Source organism: Clostridium gasigenes (genome assembly GCF_017348895.1).
Classification (GTDB): domain Bacteria; phylum Bacillota; class Clostridia; order Clostridiales; family Clostridiaceae; genus Clostridium; species Clostridium gasigenes.
The window spans coordinates 2,814,672-2,833,488 of the sequence record NZ_CP071376.1 but is presented as its reverse complement, the minus strand read 5'-3'; the positions used below and the strand labels follow the sequence as shown (position 1 = coordinate 2,833,488).

Here is an 18,817-nt window from a genome sequence, read left to right as displayed (position 1 = left end):
CCACCTCTAAGCTTCCATTACTTTAGTTTTTATAATTTTTCTTTTTCTCGCTATAGTCGTTCTTACCCTTGGATCAAATGCATCTTCTAACCCTTTACTAAACATAAAACATCCTAATTGGAATAAAACAATCCCTACAATTGGTGTTAATAAGTATATCATTGCTTTTGAACCAAATAATGCTCCTGTTTTATTTAGAGCCATATCTAGCATTATTCCCCAATGTTCTCCTTTAAACGGAGCTAATCCTAATACCATTAATCCAACACTTGCTAGTATCGATGATTTCATTATCATAATAAAGTTAACTGCTATATATGAAATAATATTTGGCAAAATATCATTTACAATAATATAAACCTTACTCATACCTAAAATTCTACTTGCTTCAATAAAATCTTTATTCCTTAAAGCTAATGTTTGTGATCTTATTGCTCTTGCTAAACCCGACCAAGACCATACACTTAATATCAACCCAAAAGATAATGCATTATCAGTATTTATTATTAATGACATAACCATTAATACTGGGAAATTTGGTATTGTCTGTACCACATTAGTTATCATCATTAATACATCATCAACTATTCCCCCAATCAATCCTGATGTAATTCCCACTACAATTCCAATACTTAATGTAAAAACACCTGCATAAAGAGCTATTGTTAAAACCTCTCTAGAACCTAATATAAATTGCTTCAAGGTATCTTTTCCTGCAAAATCCGTACCTAACAAATGTTGTAACGAAGATCCTTGTAATCTATTTGCATAGTTAGCCTTATCCGGTGTTAACATCACCGGTCCTAATATTGCCATTAGTATAAAAACAGTTAATATAACAGCTCCAAAAGTTGCTTGTTTATTTGTAAATATTACTCTCGCAAAATTTACCATTCCTTCCATTGCCGAGTTTAACTTATTTTTCATTTATGATCTCCCCTTTCTTCTTAGACGAGGGTCTACAAAACCATATAATAATTCTACTAAGAAATTACATAAAATAACTGTTATTATTATTACAAAGAACATCCCCTGCATTAAAGTAATATCTCTATTTGCAGTTGCATTATTTAAGTAATAACCAACCCCTGGATAAGAAAATAAATTTTCTATAAGAGGTGATCCGCCTACTAATAATCCAAAAGTACTTGCTAATGATGTAATCATTGGTAGCATTGCATTCCTACCCACATATTTGAAAACTATTTTTCTCTTACTTATCCCTCTGGCTCTTGCATATTGAATATAATCTTCGCCTAATATTCCAACTGCTGTTGCTCTCATGTTTACTATCCAATTAACTACGCTAACAATAAAAAATGCTAATATTGGTAAAATAGCATGTTTTGCAACATCTACCACAAATCCCATATTAAATCCAATATCAACCATTGTAGAATATGCACCTTTAGATGGTAGCATTTTTAAATTTACTGCAAATATTAATATTAAGAAAAAACCAACTATATATTCTGGTATAGCACCTAACACCGATGCTGAAGTATCTAATAGTAAATTCAATTTTTTGCTTCTTTTCCAAGCCGTAAACATACCAATACTTATACCTACTGTAAATGCTAGTATTGTTGAAATACCAGTTACTAACAATGTCCACGGGAGTGCTGATATTACTATATCTTTGACATCTGTTTTAAACTTTAGTGATTGTCCTAATTCTCCTTTTATTATTCCTTGACCAAAATCTAAAATTCTTTCAGTTAAAGGAATATTAGGATCGTAATTCAACTGCATAACAGCCCTTTTATACGCCTCTTCATAAGGTACTCCTTGTGTACTAACCATTTCTCTAGCTAATACATCTACAGGATCTCCTGGCATAAGCTCTATTATAAAAAATGTTGCTATAACTGCAAATATAACAGTTAAACATAACATTAAAATCTTCTTTTTCATAAGAATCCTCCTAAAAACAAGGTACCTTATAATATGTATAATGCACCTTGAGTATTATTTGCATAAAGTGGTATTATTTATCTAAAGTAATAGTCTTTTCTTTTATTAAAGTTGCAAATAAGTTTTCTCCCACCCCTGAGTATCTAAGATCTTTTATTACTTCATCATTTTCAAAACCTAAAGTAACACTATTTTTTAGAGTTCTTATTGGGAATCCTTTTTCTAAATAAGGAATAAAATATGCTTCATCATTAGTTATTTTCATTAATTTTTTAGTAATTTCTTGTACTTCGTCACCTTTAGCTGTAAATAACTTTTTAACTAGATTTGTTATATTTACTTTTTCACCTTCTGATTCAACAATTATATTTCCATCTTCGTTCGGTTCTAATCCCATTAAAAATGGCCTTGATCTGTAAATTGCTTCATAGCTTCCATATGGATGTGCATATAATACATTTCCTGTTGGAGCGAATTCGATAATTAAAGTATGCTCTTTTTTAGTAAAATAATCGTTAAATGCTGAACCTTCCATTGGTTTAAATCGTACATCTAATCCAAACTCTTTAATTCTTGTTGAAATTGCTTCACCTGGTAACATAGCTGAACCCCATCCATTATTAACAGCTAATTCAAAGTTTACAACTTCATTTTTTTCATTCATCCATGTACCCTCATTATTTTTCTTCCAACCAATCGATTTTAATAAATCTTCTGCCTTTTTAGGATCAAATGAGTAATCTGTTAATTCATTTTTAGCAAAATCTCTTAATCCCCAGCTTTCTTGCAGCGTAACTGGAAGTCCTGTTAATGTAGTTTCACTTTGTAAGCTCCCAGGTTCTGTTAATGGCATTATTTCTTTTCTATTAATAAGATAAGCCATAGCTTGCCTAAATTCTTTTACGTTTGCAGGATATTTTTGAGTATTAAACACAACTGACATTTGACTAAACTCTGAAACATATTGTGCTTTATATGTTTCTAAACCTTCTTTAATTTGATCTTCTACATCTCTAACAATTCCGCCACTATGAATATCTAATGTTCCATCTAACATAGCTGTTGCAGCTGTTTCTGGAGTAACTACTCTCATAATTCTTAATCTTTCAATATCTAATTTTTCACGATAATTTTCATTTTTAACTAATAAAGCTTCCGAAGTTGTAATTGTTTTCACACTAAACGGACCGGAACAAATACTTTCTTCTACTGTTGGCTTAAATTCTTCTAATTGAATATTTAGGTCTTGCAATTTTTTATTAGACTCTTCTGAATACCAGAATGTTAATGTTTCCTCATGATATTCTCTTCCTGTCATTGCTATTTCTTTATATTTTTCTGCCCATTTATCATATACTGCTGTTGGTGCATTAACTTTAATATCAAAAGCCATATTTACTATTAATGGACTTTCTGTTTTAAAGTTAAACTTCATAACAGTATCATTTACAATCTCTATATTATCTAAAAATTCCCAAACTTGTCTTCTACCAATATTCATATAGAAAGTAGTTTCAACATCTTTAGTAGTTAATGGAGTTCCATCACTCCACCTTAATCCGTCTTTTAAATTAAGTGTTAAAACTCCATTCTCAAATGTATAGCTTTCTCCTAAGTGAGATTTAAATTCACCTGTTGGAAATGGTGAATATACAAACAGGTTATCTTGCATATATGGCTCAATTCCATTTACAAATCCTCCTATAAACGGATTACCATGAGCTGCTGGTGGAACTACATAGTCCCCATTAATGACTAGAGTTCCAGCTTCTTTCCCCTTTGAACTTCCTCCATTATTTGAACTACCACATCCAACTAATAACGATGTTCCAATTAAGAAACTCATTCCCAACGCAACTATTTTCTTGTTTCTCATTTTAAATTCCTCCCTTATTATTTATCTTATTAAAATTTAAAAGGATCTGTAATTAATATTTTATGAGCTTCTGCATCACTTACTCCGCAGTAAAGTTCTGCTTGTCCATTTTCCATTCTTATTAATCCTCCACTAAATATTACATCTATTAAATCTGATCTCTTTGCTGCACCTGCTTCAAAATTATCTCTTATTGCAATTAATTTCATCTCGCTATACTCTAAAGTTTCATAATTAAATGTAAATACTGATGAATAATAGTGTCTATTGCCTGCCTCATCAAATTTAGCTATATGAGCCAAAATTCCTATATTACCGCCTTCAAGTAAATGCAGTTCATTTGCCCCACCCCACTCTTCTTTGTAGAACATATCATCTAAAAGCTTTGCATTTTTTATATTTTCTATTGTAAGTTCTTTTAAATCTTCTATAATAAAATAACCTACGGTACCTCTACCACCAATCTCTCCTTGGGGTCTTGTAAATACTAATATTCTTTTATCCTGTAATTCCAGTAATCTTATATCCTTCATTTTATCTGGTCCAACTGCAAATCTTTTTAATGTGTTTAAGGATTCACCTTTTAAAAATACAGTTCTATAACATATTGGCACTTCTACATTTCCAGTCTCGTAAATTTCTACTCCACCTAAAACTAACTCTCCGCCTATTTTTGTTACAAATGGGTCTTGCAAATCAAAAACTGGAGCTCCTTCAATTACTCTCCACGCCTTGTCAACTTCTTTAAAGAACATTATCCTTGAATGTTCAGAATCTCTAGCTTCAACTCTTCCAGCTATAGCGATTTCACTATCAATATTAAATGGTGCTGTTATGTTATATACATCTCTTCTATCACTAACTATAAAATTTAATTTTTCCGATTTTAATTTTATATTATCACCTTTAAACTGAACTAATAAGTCTTCACATTTTCTTCTTTTCATATTAACTCCCCCTTGTTGTAAACCTTTCAACTATTATTTTACATTCCCATCACTTTAATTTCAATGTATTTTTACTTTAATTTTAAAGTTTAATTATTTATTTTTCTACTTATTAAAGTAATAAGTAATATTACGCTCTAATTTTTTTAAAATATTATTATTTATTCCTCCTATTAATAAACAATAACTGAGTTTTAATATATAAAAAGTAATAAAGACTAGAAGAATAATTCCTCTAGTCTTTATTACAATATAAATAATAATTATCTATTAACAACCTTATTTTTTCCTTCTCTTTTTGCTTTATAAAGTAATTCATCTGCTTTTTTTATAACTGAGTCAAAACTTATTTTATCCCACTCTTCAATACCTGCACTAAATGAAGCCTTCACATTATGTTCAAATATTATGTTATTAACATCTATTCTTATTTCATCTAATATTTCTTTTGCTTCATCCTTATCTTTACCTACAAATGCTATTATAAATTCCTCTCCGCCAAACCTAGCAATAATATCCTTACTATCTATGCTTTCTTTTAGTTTTTTTGCGATTTTTTTTAATATAACATCTCCAAAAATGTGCCCATAGCTATCATTTATATTTTTAAAGTTATCTATATCTATTATAGCCATAGAAAATTTGTTATTTTTATTTATTTCATCTAAAATAAGTTTTTCTCCATAAGCTCTAGTATTAATTTCAGTTAAATAATCAGTATTTGCTACTTTTTCCAGTATCTTTTCACTTTCATCTTTCTTTTTAATTAGAAAATCCATTCTTATAACCATTGCACTAAGTACAATTATCACTATACCTCCTATAATTATATTCCTTTTATCTGATTTTGATTCATTCTCTAAAAGCTCTAATGCGTTATTATTTAACTCATAATTTTTATTAATAATTTGTGATAATAATTCGTTTATATCTTTACTTTCACTTATTTTCTTTGATATATCATAAAAAATCTCATAGTATTTATTAATGTCTTCTTTTTTATCATTCTCTTTTAAAAATTTTATAAATTCATAAACACTATGTTGTAAGTTATAATAATCTTCTAATTCATTATATAAGTTAATTGTTTTTTTATAATATTCTATTGCTAATTCATTTTGGTTTACTTTCGCATAATATTGTGCATAAACAAAATATGTGTTACTTATTCCATAAGAATCACCAACACTAATAAAAAACTCTTCAGATTTTTTTATCTGTTTAATAGCTACTTCAAATTCACCAAGCTTTACATTAGCAATTGCTAAATTTAAAATTACTGAATCTGCTGATTTATTGCCCTTTTCTTTATCATACATTAAGCGTATTTCATAACATTCTTCTGCATACTTTTTCATTAAATCTAAATCACTAATTTCTTCTGCATATATAGTTTTACTCATAGCTATTTTATCGCCTTTTGAAGCTTGTAACTGAGGAGTTAATTCTATTTCACATAGCTTATTATAATAAAGTTCTGCTTTATCAAATATTCCCAATTTCGAATATATACATAAAAGCATTGAATATACAAGTGCTTCTGTATCTTTAAGTTCATCAGTTGTTAAAATTTCATTGCCACTTGAAGTAATTATTTGAAGCAATTCACTTGTTTTTTGCAAACTTTCTGAATATTCACCTGTTTTAAACAGGGCCCATGCTAAATTTTCTTTCTCATCAATTGAATAATATTCTCCGCCTTTAACTTTATTATAGTTTTCCACTGCTTCCTTCCCATATTTAATGATTTTTTCATCATCATTTTTCATTATATAAAATTGTACTAACGCTGAGGAATATACACCTTTTTTAAATGATTCTTCCTCTCTTTCAAGTAATTTTTTATATTTCTCTTCACTTTCCTCCATATTCTCATAAACAAACTTACATTCATTTATTCTTATTTTTAAGTTATTTTTAATTACTTCGCTATTTACTTCACCCTTAAAGTTCCTAGCTACTAATACTTTAAATATTACTATTATAAGTATTGATATTACTATTATTGATTTTTTTCTCCCCCTTAAATTACTCATTAGATACCATACCCCTTAAAATTTATAATTTATTTTAGTTATTTATTATCTAAAGTAAGACTAAGCTCATATATCTCTTATAAAAATAAAAAATTACCCCTTATTAAAAATAAAGGGTAATTCTAAAAACATATTTACATAGGTTTATATCTATTATAAAGTCCTTGCAAAAAGTCCTTTAGCAACTGGCTGGCATAGTTTTAAATCCCTTAGCCCCTTTAGCTTTGCGCCTCTAGATTTCTCTAAATTTGCCCATTGTTTTATATATTTAGTATATATATTATATCATATATTTAATATATATACTAAATATTAATATGAAAATGCCTATAACAGATTTTTTAAAATCCATTATAGGCATAGTAAATTTTTTTCCCTATTTTACTGCTGTTTCTATTGCTTTATTAACAGCTTCTATTACTCCCTTTGATGAATTTGTAGCTCCTGATACAGCTTCTACACCTTCAACTGATTGTTTTTTTATTATTTCTGGAATTACGTTATCCTTAACTCCATCAACTAATGTTTTAGTTTCATTATGTTCAACTAATTTTATATCTGCTATTTTACCCTTTTGAACTGTTACTTCAACTTTTATTTTCCCTGAAGCACCTTGTCCCTCTCCAGTATAAGTACCATCATTATATTTTCCACCACCACATCCAACTAACATAGATGCTGATATTGCTATAGTTGCTAATATTGTAGTTATCTTCTTCATATTAAATCACTCCTAGTTATATTATCTCTATTCTAATATTTAAATGTTACTATTTTACAAATTCTGTTGCATTCTTTCCTGCTGTTCTACCAAATGTAACTATATCTGCTAAAGCATTTCCACCTAATCTGTTACCACCGTGTACGCCTCCAGTAACTTCTCCTGCTGCAAATAATCCTGGAATTACATTGTTTTCTGTGTTTAATACTTCTGCATTAGTATTTATCTTTAATCCACCCATTGTGTGATGAACTGCTGGTGTTACAAGTATTGCATAAACCTTACCTTCGTTTAATTGTCTTGGAAGGTCATCTCTTTTAAATTCTGAATCATTTTTAGCTACTACTGCATCATTATATTTTTTTACTGTTTCAGCCATTGTAGCTTTATCTAATGATAATTTTTCTGCTAATTCTTCTACTGTATTCCCCTCTGTAACTAATCCCATATTAAAATATTCTTCTGTAGCCTTTAAGCTTTTTCTTAAACCATCATCAAAGAATAAATATGCTACGCCATCTTTTTGTTCTAATATAGCCTTTGAAACAACGTCTCTTGTTAATAATTCACTTGTGAATCTTTTACTATCTTTATTTATAAGTATTGCACCATTACCTCTTACAGCTTCTGTTACCATTACTGCCTTTTCTGGTACAACAGTTGGATGAGTTTGTATTTCTACCATGTCAACTAGTGAAGCACCTGCTTTTTCTCCTAAAATAATACCATCACCAGTGGCACCATTATGGTTAGTTGTTGCAAATCCTTTTAGTTCTGGATTGTTTTTAACAACCATTTCTTGATTAGCTGAGAACCCACCAGCTGTTAAAACTACAGCTTTAGTTTTTATAGTGTATTCTTTACCATCTTTATTAGTTACTTTGATTCCTGAAACATTTCCTTCTTTATCTAAAACTATTTCCTTAGCATCATTCCATAATCTTAAATCTACATTTTCTTTTTCTGCTGCTATCTTTAAAGTATCAACTAGATGTGCTCCTACTGCAGCCCCACCTGTAGGTCTATGAGTTCTGTAATTTGTAGCTCCTGCCATTTTACCAACATCTGATAAATCTGCGCCTAAATCTGTTAACCACTTAACAGAATCCTTAGCTTCATTAGCTAATTTTTTAACTAATTCAGGGTTATTTTTTTCATATCCACCCTTCATAGTATCTTCTATCATAACTTCTACTGAATCTTCTATATTCTTAGCCTTTTGTTGTGGAGTTTCTGCTGCATTTAATCCACCAGTAGCTCTATTAGTGTTTCCGCCAACCATCGGCATTTTTTCTAAAAGAACAACATTTTCTAATCCATCTTGTTTTGCTTGAACCGCTGCTGATAAACCAGCACCACCTGCTCCTATAATTACAATATCTGCAGTTTCTGTCTTGCTACCACAACCAATTAATGCTGTTGGTACAAGTATTGCAACTGTCATTACTAACGCTAAAATTTTCTTTTTCATAAATGTATCCTCCTAATTAATATTATTAATTTGTTTTAGGCACTCTAAAACAATAATATACTAGTAAATCAGTATATTATTTTTTCAAAAGTGACTTAGACCATATAGACCAAATTTTTATACTGTTGCTTATGCCCATAGTATATTCGTTAATTTTTAAACAATCAATATTATGGTCTTATTGTTTATTTTGGTCTTTTTGGTCTAAGGAGGGCTTCAAAAAATAACTAATAAAATTCAAGGCCACTGAAAAACAAGAATTTTTCAGTGGCCTCTAAATTTCTGATCTATTTTTATTTTATTATATAAAAATTAGTGGGTCTTCCTATTCTTCCGTATTCTTGAACAATATCTACTTTTCCCTCTTCTCCCATTTTTTCTAAATACCGTCTTGCTGTTACCCTTGCAAGTCCACTCCCATTTGCAATTTCCTCTGCTGTTAACTTTGCTTCTTTATTACCTTTCATAAACTGTACTATTTTATTATATGTTTTTATATTCAAGCCCTTATTTATCTCTACTTCATCCTGTTTTTGCAACTTATTACCAGGGACTGTTTTAAAAATATACTCATCTATAATTTCTTGATCTAGACTATCTAGTTTTTTAAATCTATTAAATCTTTCTCTATATTTTGATAAAGCTTCTTTAAATCTTTCATATTTAAATGGTTTTATAAGATAATCTACCGCTCCATATTTAAAGGCCTCATCAACGGATGTTCTTCCCTTATCTGCTGTTACTAAAATTGTATCTACTTGTATTTCATTTAGTCTAATCCATTTCAACAAATCCAAACCTTTTCCATCTGGCAAAAAAACATCTAATAATATTAAGTTTGCTTCTATATTATTAATAATACTTTTGGCTCCTTCAATATTACTAGCTTCTCCTACAACTTGAAATCCATCTACCTTACTTAAAAACTTAATATTTATTTCTCTTACCATAGGATCATCTTCTACTATAATAACTTTAATCATACATTCAGCTCCCCTAACTATCTTTAAACTATAATTTCCCATACTGTTATTTCATCTGAAGTTAATCTAAGCTCTCCGCCTAAATTATTTACGATAGTTTTTATATTATATAATCCAAACCCTCTACCTTCACCCTTCGTACTATAACCTCTTTCAAATATTTTTTTCTTAGTATCTTCATCTATTTTTCTACCATTATTTTTAACCACTATTTTAATTTTCTCTTCCTCAAATATACCACAATATATCCAGCCATCATTTTGTACTCTTAGTTCTTCAATTGAATTTTCTATAATATTTCCTATAACCGTTAGCAATTCTTGAACTTTCACATTATTATTTATGTTATTTAAATAGGATTTCTCATCTATCTCAAATTTTATTTTCATTTCATCTGCTCTATTATATTTTGAAAATAATAATCCTTGAATTGATGGTTCCTTTATTTTGCTTAAATTATCTGTAATCAGTCCTCTTTTTTCTGTTGTTGCAAATATGTATTCTATTGCTTTATCATTTTCTTCTAATTGAATTAACCCTGCAATAGTATGTAGTTTATTCATAAATTCATGATTTTGAGCCCTTAAGTTCCATGTTAGTTCTTTTACCCCTGTCAATTCCTCTGCCATGTTACGTACCTTAGTAAAATCCTGAAGACTGGCAATAGCTCCTACTACAGTCCCATATTCTCCTACTATACTATAAAAATTAGCCATAATAATAATGTCTTCACTAAGTCTTATTTCTTTATTAAATATTCTACTTCTTCTATAAATTGCTTTATTTAATAAACTAATTATTTTTTCATCTATATCCCTTTCATCTTTTATTCTTAGCATATTAAGAGCCTTTTTATTAATAACAGTTACTTGTCCTAAATTATTTACTGCTATTAAGCCCTCTTCCATATTATTTATAATAGATTCTTTCTCTCTTAACTGAATTGCTATATCTTCCGGTTCCAACCCATAAATATCATTTTTAATATTCTTCGCTAGCTTTTTTGCTAAAAATATTATAATAAGTAACGATATTAAAAATACAGGTATTAATTCAAAGAAATACTCTCTTACTTCTTCTCTTAAATCTCTTTTTAATATGCCCACAGCTACGGCTCCAACCTGTACCCCATCCTTATATACTGGTGCAAACGCTCTTATAGAATTTCCTAAATGTCCATGACTCTCTGTAACATAAACTTCTCCTGTTGATATTACTCTTTTTTCATCCCCACCTAAAAATTTTCTTCCAATATTATCTGGTATAGGATGAGAATATCTAACGCTATTCATATCTATTACACTTATAAATAATAAATCTATCTTTAGTCTCATTCTCTCTACAAAGTTTTGCACTTTTAAATATGTAGGATCTGTTCCCTTTGAAAGTTCTTCCTGTATTATTGGATTTGCAGCTATAACAAAAGCAGTATCAGTAAGCCTTTTACTTAATGCAGTTGTCAAATTAGAATTTATAACAGCTAGTGAAAAAACACTTATAACTAACACAACTGCTATAAATATTCCTACTACTAATTTTGTAATTTTCTTTTCTAAGCTCATTTAATCATTCCTTATTATATTTTATTCATTTTTAATTATAGCAAATTATCTATGAAATAAAATTAAAAATATTTATATATTTATTTTTCTGCATAAAAATAGAGGTTCAAGATTTTAATAAGGTGAAAAAATCACTTTATTATCTTTTACCTCTATTTTCATTATTTTTTTAAGGATATTTTAAATAGTTTTGCACATATGTATGCTGTACAAGGCACAGTTAAAACTATTCCAATACTCCCACTAATCCCTTGTATTACTTCAGTACATAATACATCTAAATTTAAAAGTTGAAGTGAATTCATATTTGCAGAAGATAAAAGTATAATAAGACTTAAACTTCCACCTGCAAAGGCTAGTATTAATGTATTTGACATGGTTCCTAGCATATCTTTTCCTATATTCATGCCCGATTTAAATAAATCCTTAGCAGTAAGCTTTGAATTTATTTCATATATTTCACTAAGGGATGAGGCTATAGATATGGCAACATCCATAATAGCTCCAAGTGACGCAATTAAAATACCAGCAAACATAAGTCCATTAACTTTTAACGCTGAATTTTCTGCTACATAAAGTATATTTTCAGTATTTTCCATATTAATACCTGATAAATTAGATAAGTTACCAGCTATATATGCAATTATCCCAGCTGTTATTATACCAATCATGGTTCCAGCAATTGCTCCATATGTCTTTTTGCTATTACCATTCAAAAGATACAATGTAACAATCGTTATCACTAATGAAACTAAAATAGCTGCTAATATTGGACTAACCCCTCTAAACATTAATGGTACCATAAGATAAATTATATTTATGAAGGTAAATATTAATGCTACTAACGACTTTAATCCCTTCATTTTTCCAATTACTACTATTAGAATTGCAAATATAACTATTAACGTTATCATTACTGTATCTTTTTTATGGGTATACAATGAAATATCTTTAATTTGTCCATCTTCCTTAGCTACAGTAACCACAACTTCAGATCCGCTCTTTACTTTCATATTATATAATCTACTAACAGAGTTTCTCACATTATATATTTGTCCCTTATATTCTCCACTTTGAATTTCCAAGGAAATATCTTGTGTACCAACCTCTATATAATCTAGCTTTGTATCATTTTGCATTTTTTCAGATTGAATGCTTTTCACAATAGCTTTTTCATAAGAAACATTTTTTTTCATCTTATCATTTAAGAATCCACCATCATATATAGAACTTGATATAGCTACAATTATTACTGAGACTATTGTTACAACTATTATTGGTAAATAGTTCTTTAAGTTTTTCATGGTTTCCTCCTTTTAATTTTTGAAAAATAGAGCAGAAATTTCTGCTCTATTTACTTTAGTTATTTTCTTTCAGAGCCCTTATACTTGAATTTTTTTTCTTCTAATAGCAAATGCTCCTATTCCAATAAGTGCAAGTGCTAATAAAATAATATTAGTTGTATTTACTCCTCCTGTCATAGGTAATAAACTGTTACCATCTTGTTTTTCAGCTATTACATATTGTGAGAAGTGATTTGTTTTAAATATAACTTTATTACCAACTACTCTTGTTTCCATAATTTCAAATTTCTTAGTTTCTTCGTTGTAATAGAATACTGTAAGATTATCTTTATTTAATCCTTTTAATTCATCATCACTTAATGCAATTGTAATTTCTGCAAATCCATCTTTAAAGTTATGAATAGCAGTTTCTTTGTCTCCATCTTTTATAACAAGATCAAAGCTATATACTTTTTTAACGCCTTTTAAGTTTTTAACTATATCAGGATTATCTATAACCTTATTTTTCAATATTACTTTTGATCCTGGAACTAATAAATCCTTATCAATAGTTGCAAATGGAAGATTTATTTCTATATTTCCAATGTTAACTAGTATAGATCCTTTTCCTTCTTTTATAGCTTGTATATCTTCAATCACAACTACTACTTCTTCAGTATTTGAGTCTACTTTACAATCTATAACATTTTCCGCATCTTTTTTATCTATTTTACTTATTACTAATATCTTAGTTCCATTGCTTACAGTTTCTTTATATCCTTGTTTAGTTGTGTCAACTGGTTTAGTTGGCTCAACTGGTCTAGTTGGATTAACTGGTTTAGTTGGCTCAACTGGCTTAGTTGGATCAACTGGTTTAGTTGGATCAACTGGCTTAGTTGGATCAACTGGTTTAGTTGGATCAACTGGTTTAGTTGGATCAACTGGTTTAGTTGGATCAACCGGCTTAGTTGGATCAACTGGTTTAGTATCCTTTTCCTTAACTATTTCGCCAGAATTCCTAACTCTTATTCTATTTCCTTCAGGATCTACTGCTGCAAATCCAATGGCTGAAACTTGGTCACCAACCTTAATATTTTGATCCCATTTACCCTTTTTACTTTCATCTTTTCCATCCCAAATATAGCCATTAAGATGTACTCTTGCAAGTCCTGTACCATCATTAATATATAGACTATCACCTACAATTTTTTCTACCTTACCAACAGTTTTAACTAATAACCCTTCATTACTCTTTAGCATAGTATCCTTTGTAGTCATTACCTTAGGATCTATTGGTTTAATATCATTATCTATTATTTCTAAATCATCAGTTTCATTACCTATAGCTATTTGTAAATCGTTTTCATAAGATCCCGTAATTCCAGTAATTCTAACTTTTTGTCCAACTTGTAACGGTGTTTTAGAAACTCCAAACACTGTTATCCCTGCTGTTTCGTCTTGAATATATATTACTTCAAAGAAAGAATTTTTTGGTGCAACAGCCTCTGATTGAGATGTTACAGTTCCTTCTATAGTGTACTTTTGGCCTTTTTCTTTATCTGCAATATCTCTAAATTGTTTTATAGATATCTTTTCAGCCTTTTTTTGTGGAGCTAACCATTTTAATGAGTTTTCAGCTATTTTAACATTTGCATTAACATCATCACCAGTTACTTCATAGTCTGAGAAGAATGATGATCCCGCAACCATAATTCTAGAACCATTTGCAAGTTCTTCTGCTCCTAGAACATTCACTTTTCCTGGCTCAGTGATTTCAGCATCTCCAGCCTTATCTGCATCTGAATTTTTAGTAGTATCATGTCCAGATACTAAAAATTCAACCTTTGATTTATCTGCATCTTTCTTTGTTATAACAGAACACCCACTATAAAAACTATACTTTTGTGCTTCTGGTATGTCCTTTGTTATTCCATATTTACTTGGATTAAACTTAGTAAATGCTAATCTAAATGTTTGATTACTAAAAGTAACCTCATCTATAACTTGATCATCATTCATTCTTAAATTTGCACCTACGGCTTCTAATATAGGATTTAATTGTTTATCATTACTATATTCTCCTATTCCATCACCATAATCTGCTTTTCCAGATATAAGTAGATTTCCGCCCTTATCAACAAAATTCTTTATAGCTTTTATTTCAGCTTCAGAATATTTTTGTGGTGAAAGAGTTATTTTACCTGTTGTTTTATCTTTAAATTCAGTGCCTTGTGGATCGGTTATAACAAAAAGCTTAATATTTTCTAATGTTTTTTCTGTTATTACATCCTTATTTAAAAGATATTGTCCACCATTTTTTTCTATCATGGATTTAAATCCTGTCATCATATTTTTATATTTTCCATCTACATAGTCATTTTGTTTTGAACCATCAACCATTACTTTAATAAGATCAGCACTATTTACTACTGAATGTTTAGTGCTAAGTAAAAAGTTTTTAGTTTCTCCATTTACTAATAAAGATGTTTTTGCTGTGATAGTATAATCACCAGTTTTGTTTGGAGTCCATTTGTAGTTAACTAATTCAGTTTTTCCTGCGCCTAAATTTGCAATAACTACGTCTCCTAGTTTTTCTTCCTTATCATTTTGTGATAGGAAATACTCTACTTTAACATCATTATAATCTTTAGTATCATTATTAAATAATGATGCTTTTAATTGAACCTCTTCATTTAATATTGATCTTTCTGAATCAGCCTCTAATGTTGTAAGCCCAACTGCTGTATTCTCTCCAGTCCATACTGGTGCTGTTACAGCTATATCTTTATCCTTTTCTTCAACCTTTACATAGTAATAAGAATTCTCAGGTTTTAAGTCAAAGTTCCATGTTGCATCTGAAGTATCAAATTCCTTTGAAGTAACAACAACCCCACCATTTGATATAATAGATATTTTAGCTATTTTATCATTAGCCTCAATATCCTTTGCATTTATTTTAAAGTTTAAGTTTGTTGCTCCTTTTAAAACAGTTCCCATAGGACTATCATTTACTGTCATATCAATCTTAAGATTTTCATCTTCTGTAGCATAAACCTTCATATCTCTCATTGATTGATATAAATCATCTCTATTTAATGAAGGTGCTTCTATTACAGTCTTAGCTGAATTAGCATTTCCCCATCTACCCTTATGGTTATCTTGATTATTTGTAGGTGCTACATGCCAGCCTTTATCTAAAGCTCTTGTGTAATATTCAAAACTTGGAAAATATCCACTACCTCTAATAGGGCCCTCTCCATTACCAACTTCTATTAACGTTACTACCTTATCTGCTGCTTTTGAATAAAATGCAAAATCTCCAAAATCCCCAAATGTTTTTCCAGGATGATTTAATTGGCTTATAGATTCTGGAACCTTCCCTATAGTATCGTAATATGTTTTTAAGTCCATCTTACTATTAGTTCTTGTTTCAAAACCTTTTGTATTGAAGGTATTCATATGCCCCCATCCACCAGTAGATTTTGACCAAGTCATTTCATAGCCATAAATACCTATGAATTTTCCATCTTCAGTATGTGCCTTTGCAGCTTCTTGACCTTGAGTCCACTTAGCACTTGCTGATCCATCGTTTATATTTGCCTTTACATCATTATCAAACCAATTTGAATGATCAGTTACCGCTAAAAAATCTACCTTAGCATTATTTTTTGCATACTCATAGGCTTCATCTATTGTTCCTGTTCCATCTGAAAGGTTTGTATGTGAATGTAATTGTCCAAAATAAAGATTTTTCCCTTCTATTCCTAAACTAAAATTCCAACTATCATCTGTTTTATTTCCAAGTTTATCTGCAAGCCTAATACTTACCTTATGGCTAGCATCACTTAAGTCTTCTTTAGGTAAAAACTTAAATCCACTTTCATTTACAGTACAATCCTTAGTGATATCCTTTTCATTTAAGAATATACTTAATGATTTCAAATCAATTCCTGATTCATCAATAAATTTTCCACTAATTTCAGGTCTCTTAATATTTTTCAAACTTCCAGTTGGTGCTTTTTCAATAACCTCTGGACCTGTTTTATCTTGAGCCTTATTAACTACAATCTTAACTTCATCCTTAACTGTAGGCTTATCTATTGACTCAACTGTAACTGTAGCTTCTCCTGGTTTTATTCCCTTTATTTTTCCATTATCAACAGTTAATACAGTTGGGTCTGAAGATGTCCATTTTAATGAAGTTTGAGTAGTATTGGCAGGCTCTAACGTACGACCAATTAAAGACTCTTGACCAGCTTCTATTGCTGCAATAGTCTTATCTAATTTTACTGCTTGTACTTCTACAACCTCAAATGTTTTTGCTGTTACAACTTTAAAGTCATCAAGTGCGATGTTTCCACCAACTTTTTGGTAAGAAAATTTCATTTTAGAATATTTTTTAGGGAAAGCTATTTCTATTTTTTGTGGAGTATTATTAGAAATAATTATTTCCTTTAAATCTTCTCCTTGTTCTACTGTCATTCCCTCTGTCATTCCCTGAATTTTCAACACTGAACTCATAGGTATCGTATTGTTTGTAGGATTTCCCATTACCCAAAATGAAGCTTTTCTATCAACTTCATTTTTTATAGTTGGAGTAATGATTGCATTAGCTTTTGTCCCTTTTATAGCTAATGAAGGTGCTTTTACACTTCCTCCTGTAACAGAATTATAAGGCTTATCACTAGGCTTATCTCCTGTTAAACCTAAATTCAAAGTCCATCCAGCTGGCACATTAGGTAATTCATCAAAACCTTGAAATAACAATACCTCATCTTCAACCTCTGCTGCAAAAACTGGAACAGTTGTTGAGAAAACATTTACAAAAGTCATTGACAAAACTAAAAGCCAACTTATTTGTTTGGTCTTTTTATTTTTCACTAGTACTTCCCCCTTAGATTATATAAATATATTTAATATTTTTATAATACGTAACCTTCCCTCCTTTTTATATTATAATTATCCTTATACACATATTAAAATAATTTTAATTAAACTAATTATAATATCTGTATTTATTTCTAAGTATATATACTTTTTACTTGTTTGTAAATATATGTTTAGTTATTATTTTATAATTTCATCATATTTTTCCTTATATATAATGTTCTAATATTAGTTTATTATTAATATAGCAAGACGTCCTTATAAAATAAAATTAAGTTGTTAATACCTTTCAAGAATAGTTATTTTTTTTCATAATTTGCTTATTTTTATAACAACTATTATAATATTTATATAAAGACTTTTGTTTAATACTTATTATAGAATAATTTAAATTATATAACTATTAATTTTATAATAGTTATTAACAATAGTTTAATTTACTTTTAGGAGGAAAACTTTATGTTAAGTGAAAATTTATTAAAAGTTTTAAATGATCAAGTTAACTTTGAATTCTACTCATCATATACTTATTTAGCAATGGCTGCTTATACAGAATCAATTGACTTAAGTGGTTTTGCTAACTTCTTTAGAGTTCAAGCTCAAGAAGAACTTTCCCACGCCCTAAAATTTTATGAATATATATTCCAAAAAAATGGTGAGGTTAAACTTGAAACTATTCCTCAACCACAAATAAAATATGAAAACCTATTAGATGTTTTTCAAACCGGTTATGAGCATGAACAAATAGTAACTAAAAAGATTTATAACCTAGCTGATATAGCTAATGATGAAAGAGAACATTCTACTATTAGCCTATTAAAATGGTTCATAGATGAGCAAGTTGAAGAAGAAAATACTTTTAATTCATTAATCAAGAAACTTAGGAGAGTTGAAGGAAACCCCGCTGCTCTTTATATGTTAGATGATGAATTAGCAACAAGAGTTTTCACTCCTCAAGCAAAAGTTTAGTATATTAGCTTATTATTTTTTAAAATATCTCTACATTTATTTATTAATATTTATAGAAAATTTTTGACGGGGTAATTTACCCCGTTTTTTTCATTATGCTTAAATCCATAATTTTATATTCATCCAATATTGAATTGTTATCTTTCAATATGGTCTTTACGAATAAAA

The 18,817-nt window shown here is 29.2% G+C and carries 12 protein-coding genes and 1 riboswitch; of the genes, 1 reads left to right on the top strand and 11 read right to left on the bottom strand.

Features of this window, described 5'->3' with window-relative positions:
* Window positions 1–6 precede the first annotated feature (6 nt).
* From J1C67_RS13180 to J1C67_RS19725, 11 genes are all read right to left on the bottom strand, one after another.
* Entirely contained in the window at window positions 7–927 is a 921-nt protein-coding gene (locus tag J1C67_RS13180; protein WP_207253509.1) for an ABC transporter permease, read from the bottom strand.
* Window positions 928–1,914 (bottom strand): ABC transporter permease, encoded by a 987-nt coding sequence (locus J1C67_RS13175; RefSeq protein WP_185169188.1) that lies wholly within the window; start codon window positions 1,912–1,914, stop codon window positions 928–930.
* 73 nt (window positions 1,915–1,987) lie between these two features.
* A complete protein-coding gene (locus J1C67_RS13170) occupies window positions 1,988–3,790 on the bottom strand; it encodes an ABC transporter substrate-binding protein (protein WP_167867122.1) in 1,803 nt (600 codons plus the stop codon).
* A 29-nt stretch (window positions 3,791–3,819) separates the two neighbouring features.
* Window positions 3,820–4,737 carry a DUF1861 family protein gene (locus J1C67_RS13165; protein ID WP_167867123.1) on the bottom strand — a complete coding sequence of 306 codons (918 nt, stop codon included), beginning with the start codon at window positions 4,735–4,737 and terminating at the stop codon, window positions 3,820–3,822.
* A gap of 263 nt (window positions 4,738–5,000) precedes the next feature.
* Window positions 5,001–6,773, bottom strand: coding sequence for a tetratricopeptide repeat-containing diguanylate cyclase (locus J1C67_RS13160; RefSeq protein WP_167867124.1), 1,773 nt, complete (start codon window positions 6,771–6,773; stop codon window positions 5,001–5,003).
* A gap of 177 nt (window positions 6,774–6,950) precedes the next feature.
* A riboswitch (cyclic di-GMP riboswitch) is annotated at window positions 6,951–7,036 on the bottom strand.
* Between the two features lie 113 nt (window positions 7,037–7,149).
* On the bottom strand, window positions 7,150–7,494 hold the full coding sequence (locus tag J1C67_RS13155; protein ID WP_089965407.1) for an FMN-binding protein: 345 nt from the start codon (window positions 7,492–7,494) through the stop codon (window positions 7,150–7,152).
* Between the two features lie 49 nt (window positions 7,495–7,543).
* Window positions 7,544–8,965: a flavocytochrome c gene (locus tag J1C67_RS13150; protein ID WP_167867125.1), complete on the bottom strand. Its 1,422-nt coding sequence runs from the start codon at window positions 8,963–8,965 to the stop codon at window positions 7,544–7,546.
* A gap of 293 nt (window positions 8,966–9,258) precedes the next feature.
* Entirely contained in the window at window positions 9,259–9,948 is a 690-nt protein-coding gene (locus J1C67_RS13145; protein ID WP_167867126.1) for a response regulator, read from the bottom strand.
* A 23-nt stretch (window positions 9,949–9,971) separates the two neighbouring features.
* On the bottom strand, window positions 9,972–11,510 hold the full coding sequence (locus J1C67_RS13140; protein ID WP_167867127.1) for an ATP-binding protein: 1,539 nt from the start codon (window positions 11,508–11,510) through the stop codon (window positions 9,972–9,974).
* 161 nt (window positions 11,511–11,671) lie between these two features.
* Window positions 11,672–12,814 (bottom strand): YibE/F family protein, encoded by a 1,143-nt coding sequence (locus J1C67_RS13135; RefSeq protein ID WP_089965401.1) that lies wholly within the window; start codon window positions 12,812–12,814, stop codon window positions 11,672–11,674.
* 78 nt (window positions 12,815–12,892) lie between these two features.
* Window positions 12,893–17,674, bottom strand: coding sequence for a CehA/McbA family metallohydrolase (locus tag J1C67_RS19725; RefSeq protein WP_167867128.1), 4,782 nt, complete (start codon window positions 17,672–17,674; stop codon window positions 12,893–12,895).
* Between the two features lie 465 nt (window positions 17,675–18,139).
* Here J1C67_RS19725 and J1C67_RS13125 point away from each other — a divergent pair, with 465 nt between their 5' ends.
* Window positions 18,140–18,649 carry a ferritin gene (locus J1C67_RS13125; protein WP_167867129.1) on the top strand — a complete coding sequence of 170 codons (510 nt, stop codon included), beginning with the start codon at window positions 18,140–18,142 and terminating at the stop codon, window positions 18,647–18,649.
* Window positions 18,650–18,817 lie beyond the last annotated feature (168 nt).